Source organism: Paenibacillus hodogayensis (genome assembly GCF_039536325.1).
Classification (GTDB): Bacteria; Bacillota; Bacilli; order Paenibacillales; family NBRC-103111; genus Paenibacillus_AB; species Paenibacillus_AB hodogayensis.
Window position 1 is genome coordinate 611,728 of sequence record NZ_BAAAYO010000002.1, and the last position, 19,293, is coordinate 631,020.

Genomic DNA, 19,293 nt, shown 5'->3' on the forward strand with positions numbered 1-19,293 from the left:
CAGTTCTTTTCGGAATGAAATGGGCTTCCCAAACATTCGTTCAACTTATATAGTCAGAACGGTTCAGGTACATTTGGAAAATGGCTGTGCCAAAGCAGATCATTCTGCTTGAGGCGACAGCCTTTTTACTCAGCAAGCTCAACAAGGGCCATAGCGCACAGCTCACCTTGCCCGGATACCTGCATGTTGTGCTCCGAAAAAAGCGGCGCACGCTGGCCGGGATGATTTTTTCGCAAAAGGACCTGCACCGTCTCCGCTATTTCCCCATATCCTATAGGTAAGAGCACAGTGTTACGAGACCTTGGGAAAGAGGGGATGGAGTTATGCCGCAGTGGCTTTGCCATCAACTGGAGAAGGCGTTCCGCAAGCAGGATATCCGGCAAATACGGCTGCTGAACGACTGCTGGTTCTTCTATCGAACCAAAATCACCGACTCCAAAGAGTCCGTTCATATATCCCGACCGTAACGTCCCGAGGAAAACGTCCTCGGGGCGTTTTTCTTGTATCGGCTGGAGCCCTGGGGGAACCGCCGCCGGCCATGCGTGCGCTGCATACCCTACAACGATCAAGATTTGCTCGGGTTTTTCATGGTCAGGCCGACGCGTCCCTTTTTCAGATCGACGTTCAACACCCATACCGTTACCGTGTCGCCGACCGACACGACATCCATCGGATGCTTCACGAACGTATCGCTCAATTGGGATATATGCACCAGGCCGTCGTTCTTGATCCCGATATCCACAAAGGCGCCAAAATCGATTACATTGCGCACCGTTCCCTGAAGCTGCATTCCCGGCGTCAAATCCTCGATCTGCAGCACGTCGGTGCGGAAAATCGGCAACGGCAGCTCCTCGCGCGGATCGCGCCCCGGCTTCAGCAAGCTATCCATAATATCGCGCAGCGTCGGAACCCCCACATCCAGCTTTGCGGCCAAAGCCTCCGTATCCGCATGCTGCAGTTTTTCCTTCAGCTCCTGCGAGCCCAATTTCCCGAGATCGAGCTTCAGCTCGCGGAAAAGACGGTCGACCACCTCGTAGGACTCCGGATGGATCGGCGTATTGTCCAGCGGACTCGCGCCCTCGCTGACGCGCATAAAGCCGACGCACTGCTCGAACGTTTTGGCACCCAGCCGGGGTACCTTTTGCAGCTGCTTGCGGTCCTTGAACTTGCCGTTCTCCTCGCGGAACTTTACGATGTTTTTGGCAATGGTGCCATTAATCCCGGACACGTAGGACAGCAGGGACGGAGAGGCCGTATTCAAATCCACGCCCACATGGTTAACCGCCGATTCCACAACGGCCTTCAAGCCTTCCTCCAAATGCTTCTGAGCCACATCGTGCTGGTACTGCCCGACCCCTATCGCCTTCGGTTCGATTTTGACCAGCTCGGCCAACGGATCCTGCAAACGACGGGCGATCGAAATCGCGCTCCGCTCCGCCACGTCAAGCGCCGGAAATTCTTCGGCAGCCAGCTTTGAAGCCGAGTAGACGCTCGCTCCAGCCTCATTGACGATCAAATATTGCAGCTTGCGTGCCTTGATCTTAGCGATCAGACTGGCAATAAACTGCTCGGTCTCGCGGGACGCCGTCCCATTGCCGATGACAATCAGCTCTACGCCGTATTTCTCGATGGCGGCTTTTACTTTCGTTTCCGCCTCGGCAACCTTGTTGTGCGGCGCCGTCGGGTACACGACGTCGATGTACAGCATTTTCCCCGTCTCGTCCACGACCGCCAGCTTGCAACCCGTCCGGAAAGCCGGGTCGACGCCCAGGACGACCTTCCCTTTGATGGGGGCCTGCAGCAGCAAATTGCGCAAGTTTTCGGCAAAAATCCGGATCGCATGCTCCTCCGCCTTCTCGGTCAGCTCTCCCCGCACTTCGCGTTCGATCGAAGGCGCGATCAAGCGCTTGTAGGCGTCCTCAATGACGAGCAGCAGCGTGCTTTTTACGATCGATTCCCCTCTGATCGTTTGTTTGGCTATGTAATCGTGGATGCGCTCGGACGGCACCTCCAGCCGGACTTTCAGCACTTCTTCGCGCTCTCCCCGGTTAATCGCCAGCGTCCGATGCGGCGGCAGACGGCGAATCGGCTCCTGGTAGGCGTAATACATTTCATAGACCGACTCGACCCCGGCATCCTTCGCCTCGGTTCCGACGATTCCCTGCTCCTGCGTAAAACGGCGCACCCATGCCCGGATTTTCGCGTCGTCCGCCAAGTTTTCGGCAATAATGTCCGATGCGCCCTGTATGGCATCCTCGGCCGTATTCACCTGCTTGTCGGGGTAGATATAAGCTGCCGCTTCCCGCTCCAGAGAGCCTTGCCGAGGCTGGGTCATGATCCAAACGGCGAGGGGCTCCAGTCCGCGTTCTTTGGCTACGCTGGCGCGCGTCTTGCGCTTTTGCCGGTAAGGACGGTACAGGTCTTCGACCTCCTGCAGCTTCACCGCCTGCTCGATCGCGCCTTTCAGCTCCGCGGTCAGCTTGCCCTGTTCGTCGATTAGCCGGATGACCTCCAGCTTGCGGTCCTCCAAATTACGCAAATATTGCAGCCGTTCTTCAATATCCCGCAGCTGCGTCTCATCCAGCTCTCCGGTCATTTCTTTACGGTAACGGGCGATAAACGGAATGGTGTTCCCCTCGTCCAACAAACCGACGGAAGCCCGAACTTTGCCGAGCGGAAGCTCCAGCTCCCTGGCTACCTGCTTCAGGATGCGTTCTTGACGGAGCGTCTTCTGCTCCTCGGTAAGCTCGTACTTGCCGGCCTGCTCCCCCAGAACGGCCGTTTCTTTCGTTTCCAGCTCTTTTGCCATGCGCTACCTCTTTCTGTTCATGAATTGGCGTTCTACCTAGCGACGATTAAAGCGGTGCTTGCTCGCTAATAACCGCCTATTCCGCTTGATGCCGCGATGCTTTAACCTAATTTCCCCATCTACCTTCGTTCTGCTGACCCCTATTATACCATAACGCTCCTTAGCCGGACGACTGGACCGATCTGTCGCTGCAGTTTGGAACAGCCGTTTTATGAACCGTTTTTATCCTTATCCACAAAAAGAAGGACATTATTCACAAATAATCAACAATACAACGAGGGTTATCCACATATTTCGCAATAGTTATCCCCATCTTGTTCACAAATCGTCTGTTTATGTATGGAGTACGTTCGGTCAGGCGGAATGCTTCTCCCGATTCAAAAAAGCACGATGGAACATCCGTCCTTCGAAAGATGCCCCGTGGAATGCCTCAAGACTCGTTTCAGAACCAATCATTAAAAATGAAAACGACAAAAAAACGAGGGGGCTCCTCGTTTGCGTGTCCTTTGCAGCCGATTTCAAAACTCAATAAGGCCTACGCTGACTTGCAGCGCTTCGTCCACCTTGCGCATAGACTCGTCGTCGAGATGCGTAATTTTATCCGTCAGCCTCTGCTTGTCGATCGTCCGAATCTGCTCGAGCAAAATAACCGAGTCGCGGTCGAACCCGTGCGACTCCGCATCGATTTCTACGTGTGTTGGCAGCTTGGCTTTCTGGATTTGCGCCGTAATCGCCGCAACGATGACAGTGGGACTGAAACGGTTCCCAATATCATTCTGAATGACCAGTACGGGCCTTACGCCGCCTTGTTCGGACCCCACCACCGGTGACAAGTCCGCAAAAAATACATCGCCACGTTTCACAATCAAGCTCTACACCCCGCTAACTAAGCGATCGAGGGTACCGTCCGCGTCTTCCTCCGCTTGAAATGCCTCCGCTGCCATATGCAAATTAATTTTGGCCATCTCCATATAACCGCGCTGCATCGACTCGCGCAAATGCCGCTTCTTGCGCTCCATCAAATACAACTTCATGGCTTGACGAATGAATTCGCTGCGATTGGAGTTTTCCTTCTCCACGATGCCGTCCACTTCCTGCAGCAAGTTATCCGGAAGACTAATCATGATCCTTTTCGTGTTATGCGCATTGGCCACCGATCTCGCACCCCCAAAACATTCCCAAACCCATACTTCCATTATGTCGATAATACAGTCATTTTATACAAGAACAAGTATATGCTTCGGATATATCACGTATGTGTATCCTTCGCAAAAAGCATCCTTCGGAACATTGGCAGGGCAAATACATCCGACGGGGAAAACTCTCCCCCGCAGGTCTAGCAAAGTAGATACACTTTGCATACCGGCTGTCTCGTGCTCTGCACGTGATCAGACACATCTTCAGAGCTGCCAAATGTGTGTATCTGGAAAACTCACTCATGTGCCACCCAAGAAATCTGCTTATTTCTTGTAAACGATTAGGTCTGACGGTATTAGAGCCGATCCGCTTGCTCCGACAGACTGAAGTTGCCTGAATCCATACACGGAACCGTTCAGTTCGTTCAAATCACTACCGAATGCGAACCGTCGTTGGCTCGGACGCTGCTTACCTTCTTGCCCGACGAAGCGCCGTCGCAGTTCCGGCCTACTTACTCCGTCAACTCCGCGCAATCTCCGTCTATACGTATTCGCTAAAAGTCGATTAATTCCTTCGCTCCCTGTCGAAAAAGGAACTGGAAAATGTTTCTCCCGCTCCACGATCGGACGGTGACGCTTTTGCAGGTCTTTTGTCAACGTGTAGACATTGTATAAAACCGCCCCGGCGGCCGCTGCATATTCAAGACGTTCCGGGGCGCTCGATTCATTGTATGCGCCGCTTTCTCATGTATGCTGCCCGTACCGGAAAATAGATTCTCCCGTTCAGTAATTCAACGAACCAACGGGTTCAAGACACAATCCCGCTCCCCGTTGCGGATATATACTCGCGGAACGCGATGGGAGACCATGCACGTCACCTCGTAGTTGATCGTGCCGAGCAAGGCAGCCAGTTCTTCCGCAGACACCGTCTCCGCCCCTTGGCGGCCCAGCAGCACCACTTCTTCGTCCTTCGTCGGATTTTCGACCCCGGACAAATTCGCCATGCACTGGTCCATGCAAATTCGCCCGACGATTGGCACCCGCCGGCCGCGTATAAGCGCCTGCACCTTCTGAGACAGCATGCGGCTGTAGCCGTCCGCGTACCCGATGGGCAATGTACCGATTACCTCTTCCCCTTGCGTGCGGTATATCGTACCGTAGCTGATCCCGGAACCTTCGGGTAGTGTTTTGATGTGCGACAGCTTCGTTTTGATGCTCATTACCGGTTCAAGCTGCATGCGTTCCCGGTTTACTTCCTCCGACGGATAGAGGCCGTACATCGCTATACCAAGCCGTACCATATTGTAAGAGAGCTCCGGGCACTCAATCCCGGCGGCGCTGTTGCCCGTATGCACGTAACGGAAAACGACGCCTTGCTCGCGAAAGTGTTTGACGACCTGTTCAAACTTGGCGTGTTGTTCCCGTGTATACGTCTTATCCGTCTCGTCCGCGCTGGCAAAATGCGTATAAATCCCTTCCACATTCAGCGAAGGATGCCGGAGTGCGCGCTCCATATAAGCAATGGCCTCATCGTCGGGTCGCAGGCCGAGCCGCCCCATGCCCGTATCTATTTTGATATGCACATTCAGCTTGCTTTCGCCCAGATCGTCCAGGGCATCCCACAGCTCCTCGTGAAAGACGGTCAGCGTAATATCGTGCTCCATGGCGGGCAGCACGCCTTCCGGCGACGTATAGCCAAGCACCAGGATCGGTGCGGTCACGCCGGCTCTCCGCAGCTCCAAACCTTCGTCCAGAAAGGCGACCCCGATGTAGACCGCGCCGCAATCGATCGCTTCCTGCGCCACCTTGATTGCACCGTGGCCGTAGGCGTCCGCCTTTACGACCGCCATCAAGCCCACTTGCGCGGGCAAAGCCTGTTGAAATGCCTGAATGTTATGCCTTAACGCGTCCAGCGATACCTCCACCCAAGTCGGGCGATAAAACGTCTCCAAGCTGCTCACCTTCTTCTTTTTCCTGCGCAATCCCTCTCATGGAAAGCCCGATCTGAATCCCCTCATCTATGGTAAAGGCGATGCCCCTGCACTGTCAATGAACAAACCCTCACAATTCCCCCTTAAGCGGTGGACAAATAAAGGAAAACACCCGGTCCTTGGCCGGGTGACGTTCGGCTGGCGGAGGGGTGTGGGGAAAATAAAATCCAATGTGAATTCCCAGCTTCTCTAAAGTTGCAGCCTACTGCAGCCTGATCATCTTCACAGTTTCCCTTTGTTCTATCTTTCTTCAAGCAACTGCGCTTTGCTTAATTTCATACTACTTAATGTTCTCGATCCTATTACTTGCCAACCTGTCCTTGAACGGACTGGGCAATTCGGATCATTTCCGTCGGCGAAAGGTCCCCTGTCGAGAGCCGGTAATCCATACCGTCATAGGTCCAGGTCAGCGTTCTCAAGCCCTTTTCTTCTCCCGTTACCACTCCGATCGTATAACCCAGATCAAGAATCGTTCCGTTTAAAGAGGTGACCGTTTTCGCTTGCGGCATCGATTCGACAAGCGTGTAGTTGTAGGTTCCGGAGTAACGGAACAAAATCGCTTTCTCCTCGCCAAGCTTCACTTCCTTCAATTCTTGCTTCTTGACCCCCTGCGGCACATAGCTCGGCTCCACGATTCCAAAGCTTTGCGCAGCGGCGGCAGTCGCCTTATCTGTAGGTGTGCCTTGCTGCTGGTGTTGAGCGCCCGTGGTCCCTTGAGCTGTTGAACCTGTCGAAGGCGTACCGGTCGCTGCAGCGCCGGTCGGCTTGGCGGCTGGTGTTTCCTTGCCGGTCTCCGTACCTTTTGTTCCGGATGGTGTCGTAGCTCCATTAACGGCCCCGAGCTTGCCGGCATCCGCTGCTTTGACCGAGGTCGGCATCGTTTGCAGGTTCCAGCTCGTCATATTACGCTGCATATCGAACGAATCTTTATCAAACTTTTTGCCGAACTCGAACTGCGTAAACTTCACCGAAACCATTACATTGTTGTTCTCGTCCGCCACCTGCACCTGCTTGGGTGCGTAGTCCTTCTTGTTCAGCCAAATTTTCTGGCGGGCCAACAGTCCGTTCTGGTAATTCGCCGCCACGTCGAACACATAGGCATCCTTTTCTTCGGCAAATTGTCGTTCATTGTCCATCACGATGCTTTGCACCAAGGACTGGTATAGGTACACTTGTCCGGAATTTTCCGGCCAATCGCTTTGGAAACGGAACATTTTATTCAAATGCGGCGTGAGCACGAACACGCCCTCATCGTTGCGCAGCACGATTTGCGTAATATCTTTCGCCTCATTCGTTAATGCGATCCGGTAGTAGTGCGGATTCTGGTACGACACATCGACGCTGTATTCCTGCGCTTGCTGACCGGTTTGCAGCGTCATCGTCCCCGAGCCCTGATAGCTATCGAGCTTTCCGATCACATGATCCAAATCTTTGACTACTTGCTCCGCATTCCTCGTCCCGCAACCCGCTGCAACTAATGCCACGCACATCACGATGGCCAGCATCCATGTGACCCGACGCATTTCATCAACCCCTCACACGAAATAATGATTACTTGTACAACTCTATGTAGGGGGTTGGACAAATATGCGGAACAAGCACAAAAAGAGAAAATGGGCTGGGCTACCTTTTGGGGGACTAAATCGGCAGTTCTATGCTATAATTGTTAGGAACTATCAAAGTTTGTCAAGGAGCGTACTGTCCATGAGTCTGGAGATTCAAATGAACAAAAACATAAAGCCGGGCCACCTGCTCATTGCCGAAGATATCGTCTCTTATAAGAAGAAGACGCTTCGTCTGGAGAGGTTGCTCAATATAAGCATGATTGCTGTTGAATACCTGCTTTATTTGACATGCTTCATCGTCCTCTTTCTATTCAAAGTAGTGTCCGATTACGACGAACTGAGATGGAACGACATTTTATCCAGCATTCAGCAAATTCCAGTCCTCGGCGAGTACATGATGCTGATTGGCGTCATCTTTGCCGTCTATACGGGCTGGTTGTATCAGCGCGGAATGTTCAAATGGAATCGCGACATCAAGATCATTGACGATACGTTTACCGCCGCCAAAGCGGTGGCATTCTCCTTTTTAATCGCATTGGGCCTTATCTTCTTCCTAAAAACAAGCGTTATTTACTCTCGCGTGCTGATTCTCGTTCTGGCCGTATTGATGGTAGTAAGCTTCATGGCTTCGCGTTTTCTTCGCTTGGGAGTATTGATCTTATTGAAACGCACCCCCCACTACGACAAAAACGTGCTCATTATCGGAGCAGGTCGGGTCGGGGAACAGATCCGGGACAACCTCAATGCCAACAAAACCGGCAGGACACGCTTTATCGGATTTCTGGACGATTACAAAAAAGGCCATCAAGTCCTCGGCTCTATACCCGACATCGAGCAATTGGTGCAGAAGCATAAAATTCATGAAATTTATATCACGATTCCATCCGAGCGCGGCCTTATTAACAAAATGATTTCCAGCGTCCGCAAGTACGACGTCCAGATCAAAATTATTCCCGAACTGTTCGAGTTGGTTACGTCCAGCGTCTCCTTTGATCATGCTTTCGACTATCCTTGTATTGAGATCGTCAGAACACCGCTGCGGGGTCTCAATTGGTTTATGAAGCGGAGTGCGGATTTCGTAGTATCAGCGATCGGAATCCTTCTTATTTCGCCTATACTGGCCGCCGTAGCTATTGCCATTAAGTTGGATTCTCGAGGACCTTTATTGATCAAGCAAAAACGGATTGGCAAAAACGGCGCTCCCTTCAACATGCTGAAGTTTCGCTCCATGGTTGCTAATGCGGAGGCTTTAAAGGCGTCGCTCGCCCACAAAAACGAAGCGGTCGGCCCGGTTTTCAAAATTAAAAATGACCCTCGTATCACGCGCGTAGGGCGGTTTATAAGGAAGTATTCATTGGATGAACTGCCTCAGCTGTTCAACGTATTGATGGGGCAGATGAGCCTTGTAGGGCCCCGCCCACCGCTTCCTAATGAAGTGGAGCAGTATACCGATTACCAATGGCGGAGATTTGATGTTAGGCCGGGGATTACTGGGCTATGGCAGGTAAGTGGGAGAAGTGATTTGCCTTTTGAAGAGTGGGTGAAACTGGATATTTATTATATTGAGAGATGGAGTTTGGGGTTGGAGTTTAGGATATTGCTTAAAACGCTCCCTGTTGTCTTGAAGGGTGAAGGAGCTTATTAATAAGAGTAGTCCGTCGAGTCTTTGATCGACGGTCTACTCTTATTGTCCGTAACTAAGCTTTTGTGTTCTCTTAGCTACTCTCTTAACATTACCCCTTTTCAACAAGATGTGGTCCTGCAGGGGCTGTGATTGCTTTTTTAACTAATACTTTTCTTCCAATAGATATAAAAGGTCTTTCTATTGCAAAATAAGTCAAGGTTGCAACTCCAAGGGTTGCCCCCACCCAAATAATAAACGTCAATAATTCACTGTCTAACTTTGGAATTATCTCAATAATAAGAGCGTGCATTAAATATATAGAATAGCTAATCATTCCGAGAAAAAGTAATATCTTGGGACTCTTTATGCTTTTAATACTCAAATTTAAAAAAAACAAAACATAAGCAATAGTCCATGCACTTAGCATAGGTAAAAATGAATGGGTTCCCAAATATTTAGGATCATTATCTTCCCAAAAAACATTATAACAAACAGCCAAAATCAATAAGAATGAAAAGCCGAACACGACGAAAAAGACCTTACCGCTGATTTTTTTCTGATAGTAACGGTACATGATAGTTCCTATAAACATTGTAAACAAATTGAAAAACATACCCCAACCAGGAATCCTTATACCCACAATAGGAGAAGCAGAAGCGACAAGGGCAAGTATATAAAATACAAATACTATTGTAACAGTTCGTCTAAACATACCTATAAAGAATAAAATCGAACAAATTAAGTAAAAAAGCATTTCCGTACTTAATGTCCAATACAGCCCAATTATGTCAGGCTTCCCAAGAAACTTTTGAACCATTGTCACATTTGCCAAAATCGTTGAAATAGAAGGCATATCTGCTGGATGAATATAAAAATAATATAACATCACAGCCACACCCAGATTAAACCAATACAATGGATATAACCGGAAGAACCGTTTTACCCAAAAAAATTTCAACCTTTTCGATCGCTCTAATGAATCCGGAATAATAAAACCACTACTTAAAAAAAAGAGAACCACGCCGAATTGCCCCATTTGAAAATAAGTGCTAATAAAATAAACAAATCCGGGAAATAATCTTTCCCCCATATGTTCGATCATCACAGCTAAAGCTGCAATCCCTCGTAACATATCCAAAAACTCAAGTCTTTCTTTTTGCTCTAATTGCAAGCTAATCCCCCATAACTCAAAAAATTGTGGTAATGAAGATAAAAGTATATAAATCTATTTCCATTCTGCACCTATCTAGGGCTTTCTTTGTACGCTTCCACCGAGGCCAGCATAGTGAGACAACATTAATCTAAAGGGTACTACATGGGCAAGGCCTACTGCAAATCGTGTACGGATAAAGCAAGGATTACCAGCCTCATCTCAGGCATTAAATCATACTCGGGATCACCCCCCTACCGAGCGTAATCCTATACTTGTGAATGCTAAGAACCGCGAACATTGGACAAAAAATGAAACGCTTCACGGGCATTCGTAAGCTGCGGTAAACGCTTGTCCAGGCAGACTAGCAGGCTGCTGCTTTATGTTATGTGGCTGATTCTACGCTGATCACCAAACCGAACCTGAAATACAAAAAGCAACTTCGCTTGCCCGATTTGTTCCTTGTTCGTGAGGATCATGCCAACACTCTACAATAATGAGTTTCAGACACAGCTTCTTCGAACCTTACCACCGGTCTCAAAGGTTAGCTCGAAGAGACCTTCATCCGTTTAAAGACGGAGTGAGTACCCGAGTTGTCATTGTTTTTTGAAAGCATGTTCGGGGCGTAGTACTTGTTAACGACCGTAAGCAACATAACGGGTACCGTTCTTGATGGTGTGGAAAAGTGTTCCTTAAGACTCACATTCCGAACCTCTATGACTCTGAAAATGACGAATTATGCTGTATGCTAGAGTCATAGAATCGAGAGTCGGACTGGGAGCCGATGGCTAATATGCAAATCGAAAAAGTCGGCTACCTGCCGTTGCTGAGCGGTCTCATGAACGATCTGGGGTTGTGCCGGAAAATCGATGAACTTGTAACGGTGGATCGGCAATGCCGGACGACCGCAGGCGAAGCCGTCCAACTGCACGTGCTCGACATGCTGAGCGGTCGAAATGCCCTGATGAATGTGGACAAATGGGCAGAGGAGCAAGATTTGGATCAACTGCTCCGTCCCGGCTTCACGAGCGCATTCCGATGAGCGTGTTTCATGGCGCTACGACGAGTATGTCCGTCTACGGCGCATACACGAAACCGAGCAAGGCGCTGCAGATTGTCGAAGTCTACAGTCGGGACCGGCGAGGCGCAAACAAATCCGATTCGGGTTGATCGGCGCCGGCGGTCATCTCGCTTTGTGCTGGCGACACTTTGCCGCCCGAATGGCGGGCCAAACGATGGATGGGACGGCGCTGCTCGGCCTGTATAAGGAGCAAATTCACATCGAGATGAATTTTCCCTTCCTGAAGGATCCCGTATACACCGATGAAAGTAAGATCGTCGTCCTTCGTATGCCGGATGGCACTCGAAACGGGCAATTCGCTCGCCCCTTGAGTAAAGAGGAGAAGCTCGTGTTGACTAGTCTCGGCTTGGATGAATCAGTTTATCTCGGCTAATTGAATCGACTTGCCTCAGGTTTGCTTCTAAAACCATCGCTACAACCGTTTAACGGCTGAATTGCCCAAAAAACTCCATTCTCTACCACGTGTCGGGGGTGTGGAAAGTGGAATGTGAGTTAACCCGCGAACGGGAGGATGAAGGCTACCGGCTGATGCAAGTCGCAAAAGAAGCCGCCCAAACTCCGTTTCACTGTCAGGCTGATGCGGAGCAAGCCGCCGAAGCCTTCCAGGCGGGCAGTGAATACTCCGGGGCAAATTGAGCCATCGTTCCGGTGAATGAGAGCCACGTCTCCGGCGTTTTTGAGCCACCGTTCCGGGCGATGTGAGCCACCCAAATGACCTCCTGTTAGAATGAACTTTATGCGTTGTTACAAGATGACGCTAATCATTCAGAGGAGGTCACCATGACCCAATACCGTGAAATCCTGCGGCTACACAGCCAAGGAATCAGCCAACGTAACATCGCCCTCAGTTGCGCCTGCTCGCGCAACACCGTCTCCAAGATTATTGAACGCGCAAACGAACTGGGAATCGCCTGGCCGTTAGGCATGGAGCTCACAGATGGTGAGCTTCGAGGGCGCCTCTTTGCCGAACCAGTCCAATCCTCCGGCCGCAAGCAACCAGATTACGCTTACATCCACAAAGAGATGGCGAAAAGCGGCGTAACGCTTAGTTTGCTCTGGAACGAGTACTGTGAGCAATGCCGGTCGAGCCAAGAGATTCCACTCATGTATTCGCAGTTTTGTTATCACTACCAGCAGTACACCTTAAAATCAAATGCCACAATGCGGATTCAGCGCAAGCCCGGCGAGCAGATTGAAGTGGACTGAGCGGGTCAAACAGCATCCATCGTTGACCGCGACACTGGCGAGATTGTGACGATGTATGTGTTTGTAGGCGTGCTTTCTTACAGCCAGTTTGCTTATGTAGAAGCCTTCCTCTCGCAAGATCAGGAAAGCTGGATCACCGCGCACATCCATATGTATCAAGCCTTCGGCGGTTCTACGCGGATCCTCATCCCGGATAACCTCAAGACCGGGGTAGAGAAAGCAACGCGGCATGAGCCTGTTATCAATAAGATCTATCACGAGATGGCCGAGCATTACAACACCGCTGTCATTCCTGCCCGTGTACGTAAGCCAAAAGACAAGCCGAATGTAGAAGGATCGGTTGGTGTCGTCTCCACTTGGGTGCTAGCGGCGTTGCGTAATCTGCAGTGCTTCAGCGCATCCGAACTAAACCGGTCGATCCGCGACAAGCTTGAGATTTTGAATGCCAAGCCGTTTCAGAAAAAGGAGGGGAGCCGGCGCAGCGTGTTTATGGCAGAAGAAAAGCCATATCTGCTAGCCTTGCCGGCTACCCCCTATGAGATGGCGGTATGGAAAACCGCCACGGTCCAATTTAATTATCACCTAAGCGTAGAAAAAATGCACTACTCGGTCCCTTACGAGTACATTAAGCACCGTGTAGATGTTCGAATGACACGAGCTGTCATTGAGGTGTTCTATCAGAATAGCCGGATTTGCTCCCATCCCAGGCTTCACGGGAAACCCGGACAGTATAGCACCGTAGAGGCTCACATGCCGGAGAGTCATAAGCAGTTCACCCAATGGAATGCGCAGCGCTTCGTCTCTTGGGCTGCACAGGTTGGTCCTTACACAAGCACTGCCGTGCAGGCCATTCTCAGTTCTCACAAGGTCGAGCAGCAGGGCTACAGAAGCTGTATGGCCCTCCTGAAGCTTGCCGACAAACATGGCTTCACTCGCATTGAGGCCGCCTGCGCAAGAGCGCTGTCTTACACGCCGAGGCCTAATTTTCAAAGCATCAAAACCATCCTTGCGACCGGACAGGATCGTCTTAAAGAACAGCCCATCGCGGATGAAACCTCCTCCGCCTCATCTTCTTCCGAGAGCCACAGCTTCGTCCGCGGCGCGGATTACTACGGGAGGGGCTGATCATGGTGAATGAACCGACGGTACGCAAGCTGCATGAGATGCGCCTCAGTGCGATGGTAGAGTCATTCCAAGCTCAGTTGCTAGACCCTGCCTTTCAGGAACTGTCGTTTGAAGAACGCTTCGGTATGCTTGTGGACTTGGAGTGGGCTAGACGAAAGAATAATCGGCTGACCACATTAATCCGCAAGGCAGACTTTCAACAAACGAACGCCTGTATTGAAGACGTAGAATATCACGTTGACCGCAAGTTGGATCGCACCCAGATTCTTCGCTTGGGAACAAGCGCCTACATTCATGACAAACTCAATATCATTATCATGGGCGCTTCGGGTGCTGGGAAAACCTATCTGGTCTGCGCGTTCGGCATCGCAGCTTGCCGCAACTTCCTACCCGTGAAATATATCCGCCTGCCGGAGTTGTTAAATGAGTTGGCAGTTGCGCGAGGCGAAGGGATCTTCGGGCGCGTCATGAAGACCTACAAGAAAGTGCCGCTCCTCATTCTAGACGAGTGGTTGCTGGTTTCCCTTAAGGAAAGTGAGGCCCGGGATTTGCTGGAGATTGTGGAGTCGCGCCATCAAACTTCCTCCACAATCTTTTGCTCCCAGTTCGCTCCAGGCGGTTGGCACAGTAAAATCGGAGAAAGTACGCTGGCCGACGCCATTCTCGACCGCATTGTGCATTCTTCTTACACGATAACAATTGAAGGAACGGATTCCATGCGAAAACGCAAAGGCCTCATCAATTAATGGCTCAGGAGCCACCTCTGTATACGGTGGCTCTCTCCTCCGGAGGGGTGGCTCATTTTCTCCGGAGACGTGGCTCACTCACAACCGGAATAGTGGCTCTATTTCATAGAAATATTCAGGCAGTTGTCCCGGTTTCGTCAGGTAGACGTGACCGTTGTTCCGCAGGAAGTCGTTCGCAAAAAACGCGGACGGACGAAGCAAGGCGAAGTCCCGCAAGTAGATACAGTCTACGTGTTACAGGTCACAGTGACACCGGACGAAGCACGGTTTCAGGAAGCGCGCCGACGGGCATCCCGCTTGTGCTGGCCACCACCTTACCGCCGGAGTAGCGCGGGGAAACGATGGATGGGACCGCGCTGCTCGGCCTGTATAATGGACAAATCATATCGAGATGAACTTCTCCTTCCTGAGAGATCCCGAATAAACCGATGAAATCTACCTGAAGAAGCCAGAGCGAGTAAAGGTGCTGGGGTATTTGTTTTTGTTTGCGCTCACGATTTACCGTATGTTCCAGCGACGCATCAGGCAGCACATCACCGAGCCAAAACCGATGCACTGATCGGGCGGCCGTAACCTGCGCAAACCCACGGCGGCTGCCATCTTCAAGATCTTCAAGTACCGCAAGGTCGTCGTGTTTCGCATGCCGGACGGTACCCGAACCCGACAATTCGCCCGTCCCTTGACCAAAGAATAGAAACACATGTTGACCAGTCTCGGCTTGGATGAATCGGTGGATCTTGGCTAATCTAATCGAGTTGCATCACTTGAACCATCGCTACATTCATTTCATGGCTTGTCGACCCCTAAAATCCCATTCGCTACCACGTGCATGGGGGGCGGAATGTGATTACCACCCCTAAACCGAACATAAAGAAAAGCCAACCAGAAAACTCTGGTTAACCTAATAATACGAAACTGGCCTCAAATGAACTACAGGAGGCACGTAAGCCGATGGTAGAGCGAGACAATGCTGCGATTACCGTAAAGGAACTGCTGGGTGTACATCGAACAAGCGTCTATCATAGAGCCAAAGAAAAGCGTGAAAGTGAAGAAAATGTCAAGCTTATGCACCGTATGGACGAGTTATACATGAAACATCCATACTTTGGCTATCGGCGCATGACAAGGGCCTTCCACGATCAAGGGCATGAGATGAATCGCAAGCCCGTACGTCGACTTATGCAGGTTATGGGCCTGAAAGCGATCTATCCAAAGCCCAACCTCAGTAAACGGCTTCATGCCCCTCTATATGCGCCCTTACTTGCTTTAGGCTGTATCGAACATCCCAATCACGTCTGGGGCTTGTAAAATAAAGTGTTAAACATGGTTTTTCACAAAACCTTTTTAGCACAACTATGTATAACATCACAAGCATAGTTGATTTCATCATTGGACATTAAATAAAAAGGCAGTCTCACAACTCTTTCACTTACATGGTCGGTTACAGGAAGAACAAATCTGCCCCCCCCTAACTTGACACCCATAGGCGAGGAATGAAGAGGTATATAACCTATATAAGAAACTACATTATTACTTATAACTAGGTCAAGAAATCTTGATCTTTGCTCTGGTGTCGGGAAAACCAAATAAAAGGCATGAAAATTAGATTCACATTCTTCCGGTACATAAGGCAATCCTAGTCCTTTTTCTTTCAAAGGAGACAATACAGTTGAATAGGAATCATATAACTTCTTTCTCATTAGTTGTAATTCATCTTTTACTTCCAGTTGTGCTAACAACATTGCGGCAAGAATATCCGATAGTAAAAAAGAAGATCCGTAATCTACCCACCAGTACTTATTTTTTAGTCCTTTTATTACCTGGCTTCGATCAGTTCCTTTTTCCCAAAGATACTCGCTACGTTCATAAAAATTCTCATTATTTAATGTAAGCGCTCCTCCCTCACCACATGAGTACGATTTAGTCGCATGAAACGAATAAGTTCCCATATCGCTTAAACTTCCTGCAAAATTGCCTTTGTATTTCGAATTTACTGCTTGAGCAGCATCCTCTATTACGACTAAATTATGTTCTTTTGCAATATTGTTTATCGTATCCATTTCGGCAACAGTACCTGCATAATGTATCGGTACAATAGCTTTTGTCTTTTTAGTAATAAGTGCTTCTATTTTCGTCTCATCAATGTTCAAAGTATCATTCCTTATATCTACAAAAATAGGTTTTAAACCTCTACTAACAAAGGCTGTTGCTGTACTCGAAAAGGTATATGATGGTACAATAAACTCATCTCCCGGCTGAGCATCTACTAAATAAGCTGCCATCTCCAAGGCATCAGTGCAAGAAGTTGTTAGGAGTGTTTTTTTTACATCAAATTGTGATTCGATAAAAGAATGACATTTTTTTGTAAATGGGCCATTGCCATCATGATGCCCGGATCTAATGGCTTCTAAAATATAGCCTTCTTCATGTCCTAAAAGTGGAGGTTTTACAAATGGTATTTTCAATTACACCATCCCTTTCGCTTCTTCGTATAATTTTGATATAATCTCCATTCTTAACAAAATATCTTCTTTTTCATTTGTGCCACTTTGGTCAATACCATGAATTTTATTTTTAAAAGCATCTAGCATACCAATAAAATGATTGGCGGGCTCAACATTAATTTCTTGTTCCAAATTTTTCGTTTTAACGAAAATACTATTCGAAAGATCCGACGGCCTAGAAAATCCTCTATTTACCTTAATATAACCCTCTGTTCCCCAAATAAAATATTCGTTTCTATAATAAAATCCAAATCCATATGAAATATAAGCTGTAATACCTCCAATATTTAGAAGTAGAAATCCACGAGTATCTACATCAAATGCATCTGTTTTAACAAATAACTCAGACTTCATTTTAATATTATCTTTTTTTGCTACTTTTAACGATAAGCTTAAGGGGTATATCAGTGCATCTAAAATCGCTCCCCCTCCCAAATCAGGTGAATTTCTTATATCTGAAAAAGTTAAGTACGGAAATCCAAATGAAGCCTCAATTGTACGAATTTCACCAATAACTTTATTATCCAATAACTCCATTACTTTTTTGAATAAAGGGTGATAAATATACATTAATGCTTCCATACAAATTACTTTTCTATCCTCAGCAAGAGCAATAAGTTCTTTCGCTTTATCTAATGAATCAGTAAATGTTTTTTCTAATAATAAGTGCTTTCCAGACTCAATGACTTTCTTTGCCCATTCGAAATGCAGTGAAACTGGAAGTGATACGTATACACAGTCAATCTCTTCCGAGGCAATAACTTCATCATAAGAACAAAAAATAACATTTGGATAATCAGTATTTAGCTCACTTTTTTTATTTCTAGTTCCAATTAGTTTAAGATTAAAGTAATCAATTTCCTTTAAGGCAGGAATTATTGCTTTTTTAGCAATACTGGAAAACCCAATAATACCGATATTTAACTCCCTCATATTGATTCACCAAAATCAACACAAGATATTATAGTTCTTGCTTCTACATTAATGTTACATTCCTCCTCTAATAATCTCTTAAGCTGATATAAAGTCATCCACATATAATCGTTATTATCAATTTCAACATCTTCAGTAGTTAAAACCAGCATATACCTATTTTCCGTTTGGAAAAATCTCCCTCCCTCCTCAGATAACATTTGATCATATAATACAGTTCCCTCTCTATTATTTTGAAGAAAATAAGAAATAAACAAATCATCATCAGATGAAGAATTATGAACAGTTGGACCAATTTCTGGACCTTTGAATAGTCCAGGTTCTTCACAACATTTTGCAAGGAAGTGGAGAACTCCATTAATTTTTTTAATTAAAAAACCATTTATTTTCGGATTATTATCTGAAACTATAGGCTGAGACCACGTACTTACTTCCCTATCTCTAGCAAATACTTCAAGGTAGTTTACCTCGAAATTGGGGTTTAACGGAGAATATATTCCCACTTCATTTTCCAGCCAGTTATTGCTTTCAAAAATATTATTTAAATTTACCAATTCTGTTTTGAGAGAGTGAGAATCTCTTTTATTCTGTAGCCACTGTCTAATTTCAAATAATGTATGCACCGCATAATCTTCATTCAAAGAAGAGAAAAGAAAATCTGAATTACCTAATTCTGCAATACCACTTTTCTTGATAAATTCATAGAAATTGTTTACCGAAACCGGTTTTTCAGTAAAAGTCACTGCAGAAAATATACTACGTAAATCCATATTAATTATATTAGAAAATTTCAAAAGTTCTGTTACTTGTCTAAAGGTTATCCATTTATAACCTTGTTGTAAGTTAATATCCTCACCAGGTTTCAGTTGCACTATAATATTTTGATTTCTTTTACAATAAAACTTTGAGCCCTGTTCAGATTGTAATTGACTATATATAATATTAACAGAGGGATGTTCAAAAAAATATTCGATATAAGGCACAGATTTTCCATTATGAACTTTTGTATAATTACTTTTTGTTGCTTGTACTGAAGGAGATATTTGCACATTTCCGATATTTCCAGGTTCAATTTTAAATTGTACTAAACAATAAACAACTCCATTAATTTCCTTTAGAATAAGACCTAAAACTCCGTGTTCTGGTTGATTAATAATAGGTTGATATATTATATCATTGTTTTCTTTAAAAGATGTTTTAATGCCCTCAATTGAAAAAAATTTCCCAGTATTATGTCTTAAATTTCCTCCACTATCTTTATACCAAAGTTTTAATTTATTAAATTCGATTCTTTCATAATGAAATTTGCAATTTAGCCGTTCGCGTTCTAAATCATCTCTTATTTTACTTGTATTTTCAATATACTCTGTTGATAACATACTTCTTAGGAAAGAAAGATTAAAATGCTCCATGTTATCCCCCT

General features: G+C 47.3%; 18 protein-coding genes and 2 pseudogenes. 11 read left to right on the forward strand and 9 right to left on the reverse strand.

The window, feature by feature from the left end:
- The first annotated feature begins 323 nt into the window (after positions 1-323).
- Positions 324-467: a cortex morphogenetic protein CmpA gene (gene cmpA, locus ABD796_RS08175; RefSeq protein WP_332090748.1), complete on the forward strand. Its 144-nt coding sequence runs from the start codon at positions 324-326 to the stop codon at positions 465-467.
- Positions 468-565: 98 nt separating this feature from the next.
- Here the strand turns inward: cmpA and ABD796_RS08180 are convergent, their stop codons facing one another.
- The 5 genes from ABD796_RS08180 to ABD796_RS08200 form a co-directional block, all read right to left on the reverse strand.
- The gene (locus ABD796_RS08180) at positions 566-2,809 is read right to left on the reverse strand and encodes a Tex family protein (protein WP_344905672.1); all 2,244 of its coding nucleotides are present in this window, start codon (positions 2,807-2,809) and stop codon (positions 566-568) included.
- Positions 2,810-3,327: 518 nt separating this feature from the next.
- Positions 3,328-3,678, reverse strand: a complete 351-nt coding sequence (locus ABD796_RS08185; RefSeq protein ID WP_344905675.1) for a type II toxin-antitoxin system PemK/MazF family toxin — start codon at positions 3,676-3,678, stop codon at positions 3,328-3,330.
- A 3-nt stretch (positions 3,679-3,681) separates the two neighbouring features.
- On the reverse strand, positions 3,682-3,963 hold the full coding sequence (locus tag ABD796_RS08190; RefSeq protein ID WP_344905678.1) for a CopG family ribbon-helix-helix protein: 282 nt from the start codon (positions 3,961-3,963) through the stop codon (positions 3,682-3,684).
- 773 nt (positions 3,964-4,736) lie between these two features.
- Positions 4,737-5,897 (reverse strand): alanine racemase, encoded by a 1,161-nt coding sequence (gene alr, locus ABD796_RS08195; RefSeq protein ID WP_344906295.1) that lies wholly within the window; start codon positions 5,895-5,897, stop codon positions 4,737-4,739.
- Between the two features lie 341 nt (positions 5,898-6,238).
- Positions 6,239-7,459 carry an outer membrane lipoprotein-sorting protein gene (locus ABD796_RS08200; protein ID WP_344905681.1) on the reverse strand — a complete coding sequence of 407 codons (1,221 nt, stop codon included), beginning with the start codon at positions 7,457-7,459 and terminating at the stop codon, positions 6,239-6,241.
- 181 nt (positions 7,460-7,640) lie between these two features.
- On the opposite strand from ABD796_RS08200, the gene ABD796_RS08205 reads away from it, so the two are divergent.
- A complete protein-coding gene (locus tag ABD796_RS08205) occupies positions 7,641-9,146 on the forward strand; it encodes a sugar transferase (RefSeq protein ID WP_344905683.1) in 1,506 nt (501 codons plus the stop codon).
- Positions 9,147-9,234: 88 nt separating this feature from the next.
- Here ABD796_RS08205 and ABD796_RS08210 read toward each other — a convergent pair whose 3' ends face one another.
- Positions 9,235-10,296, reverse strand: a complete 1,062-nt coding sequence (locus tag ABD796_RS08210) for an acyltransferase family protein (protein ID WP_344905685.1) — start codon at positions 10,294-10,296, stop codon at positions 9,235-9,237.
- 772 nt (positions 10,297-11,068) lie between these two features.
- Between ABD796_RS08210 and ABD796_RS08215 the strand changes: the two genes are divergently transcribed.
- From ABD796_RS08215 to ABD796_RS08255, 9 genes and pseudogenes are all read left to right on the forward strand, one after another.
- Positions 11,069-11,317 carry a DUF4277 domain-containing protein gene (locus ABD796_RS08215; RefSeq protein WP_344905688.1) on the forward strand — a complete coding sequence of 83 codons (249 nt, stop codon included), beginning with the start codon at positions 11,069-11,071 and terminating at the stop codon, positions 11,315-11,317.
- Positions 11,314-11,445, forward strand: a complete 132-nt coding sequence (locus ABD796_RS08220; protein ID WP_344905690.1) for a hypothetical protein — start codon at positions 11,314-11,316, stop codon at positions 11,443-11,445. The genes ABD796_RS08215 and ABD796_RS08220 overlap by 4 nt, the downstream gene beginning before the upstream one ends.
- Positions 11,446-11,449: 4 nt before the next feature.
- Positions 11,450-11,729, forward strand: a pseudogene (locus ABD796_RS08225) (hypothetical protein); the annotation flags it as partial.
- 107 nt (positions 11,730-11,836) lie between these two features.
- Positions 11,837-11,992, forward strand: coding sequence for a hypothetical protein (locus ABD796_RS08230; RefSeq protein WP_344905695.1), 156 nt, complete (start codon positions 11,837-11,839; stop codon positions 11,990-11,992).
- 144 nt (positions 11,993-12,136) lie between these two features.
- The gene (locus ABD796_RS08235) at positions 12,137-12,562 is read left to right on the forward strand and encodes a helix-turn-helix domain-containing protein (protein WP_344905698.1); all 426 of its coding nucleotides are present in this window, start codon (positions 12,137-12,139) and stop codon (positions 12,560-12,562) included.
- A 51-nt stretch (positions 12,563-12,613) separates the two neighbouring features.
- The gene (locus ABD796_RS08240) at positions 12,614-13,687 is read left to right on the forward strand and encodes a Mu transposase domain-containing protein (RefSeq protein WP_344905701.1); all 1,074 of its coding nucleotides are present in this window, start codon (positions 12,614-12,616) and stop codon (positions 13,685-13,687) included.
- A 2-nt stretch (positions 13,688-13,689) separates the two neighbouring features.
- On the forward strand, positions 13,690-14,433 hold the full coding sequence (gene istB / locus ABD796_RS08245) for an IS21-like element helper ATPase IstB (protein ID WP_344905704.1): 744 nt from the start codon (positions 13,690-13,692) through the stop codon (positions 14,431-14,433).
- 108 nt (positions 14,434-14,541) lie between these two features.
- A pseudogene (locus tag ABD796_RS35615) lies at positions 14,542-15,127 on the forward strand (IS1634 family transposase); the annotation flags it as partial.
- Positions 15,128-15,384: 257 nt separating this feature from the next.
- Positions 15,385-15,741, forward strand: coding sequence for an IS3 family transposase (locus ABD796_RS08255; protein WP_344905710.1), 357 nt, complete (start codon positions 15,385-15,387; stop codon positions 15,739-15,741).
- 23 nt (positions 15,742-15,764) lie between these two features.
- On the opposite strand, the gene rffA is transcribed toward ABD796_RS08255, so the two are convergent.
- From rffA to ABD796_RS08270, 3 genes are read right to left on the reverse strand one after another with little or no spacing between them, the layout of a single operon-like run.
- Complete coding sequence (gene rffA, locus ABD796_RS08260) at positions 15,765-16,898, reverse strand: dTDP-4-amino-4,6-dideoxygalactose transaminase (RefSeq protein ID WP_344905713.1); 1,134 nt, start codon at positions 16,896-16,898, stop codon at positions 15,765-15,767.
- Entirely contained in the window at positions 16,899-17,870 is a 972-nt protein-coding gene (locus ABD796_RS08265; RefSeq protein ID WP_344905716.1) for a Gfo/Idh/MocA family protein, read from the reverse strand.
- Positions 17,867-19,282: an NDP-hexose 2,3-dehydratase family protein gene (locus ABD796_RS08270; RefSeq protein ID WP_344905719.1), complete on the reverse strand. Its 1,416-nt coding sequence runs from the start codon at positions 19,280-19,282 to the stop codon at positions 17,867-17,869. Before ABD796_RS08270 ends, ABD796_RS08265 begins: the two co-directional genes overlap by 4 nt.
- Between the last annotated feature and the right edge of the window lie 11 nt (positions 19,283-19,293).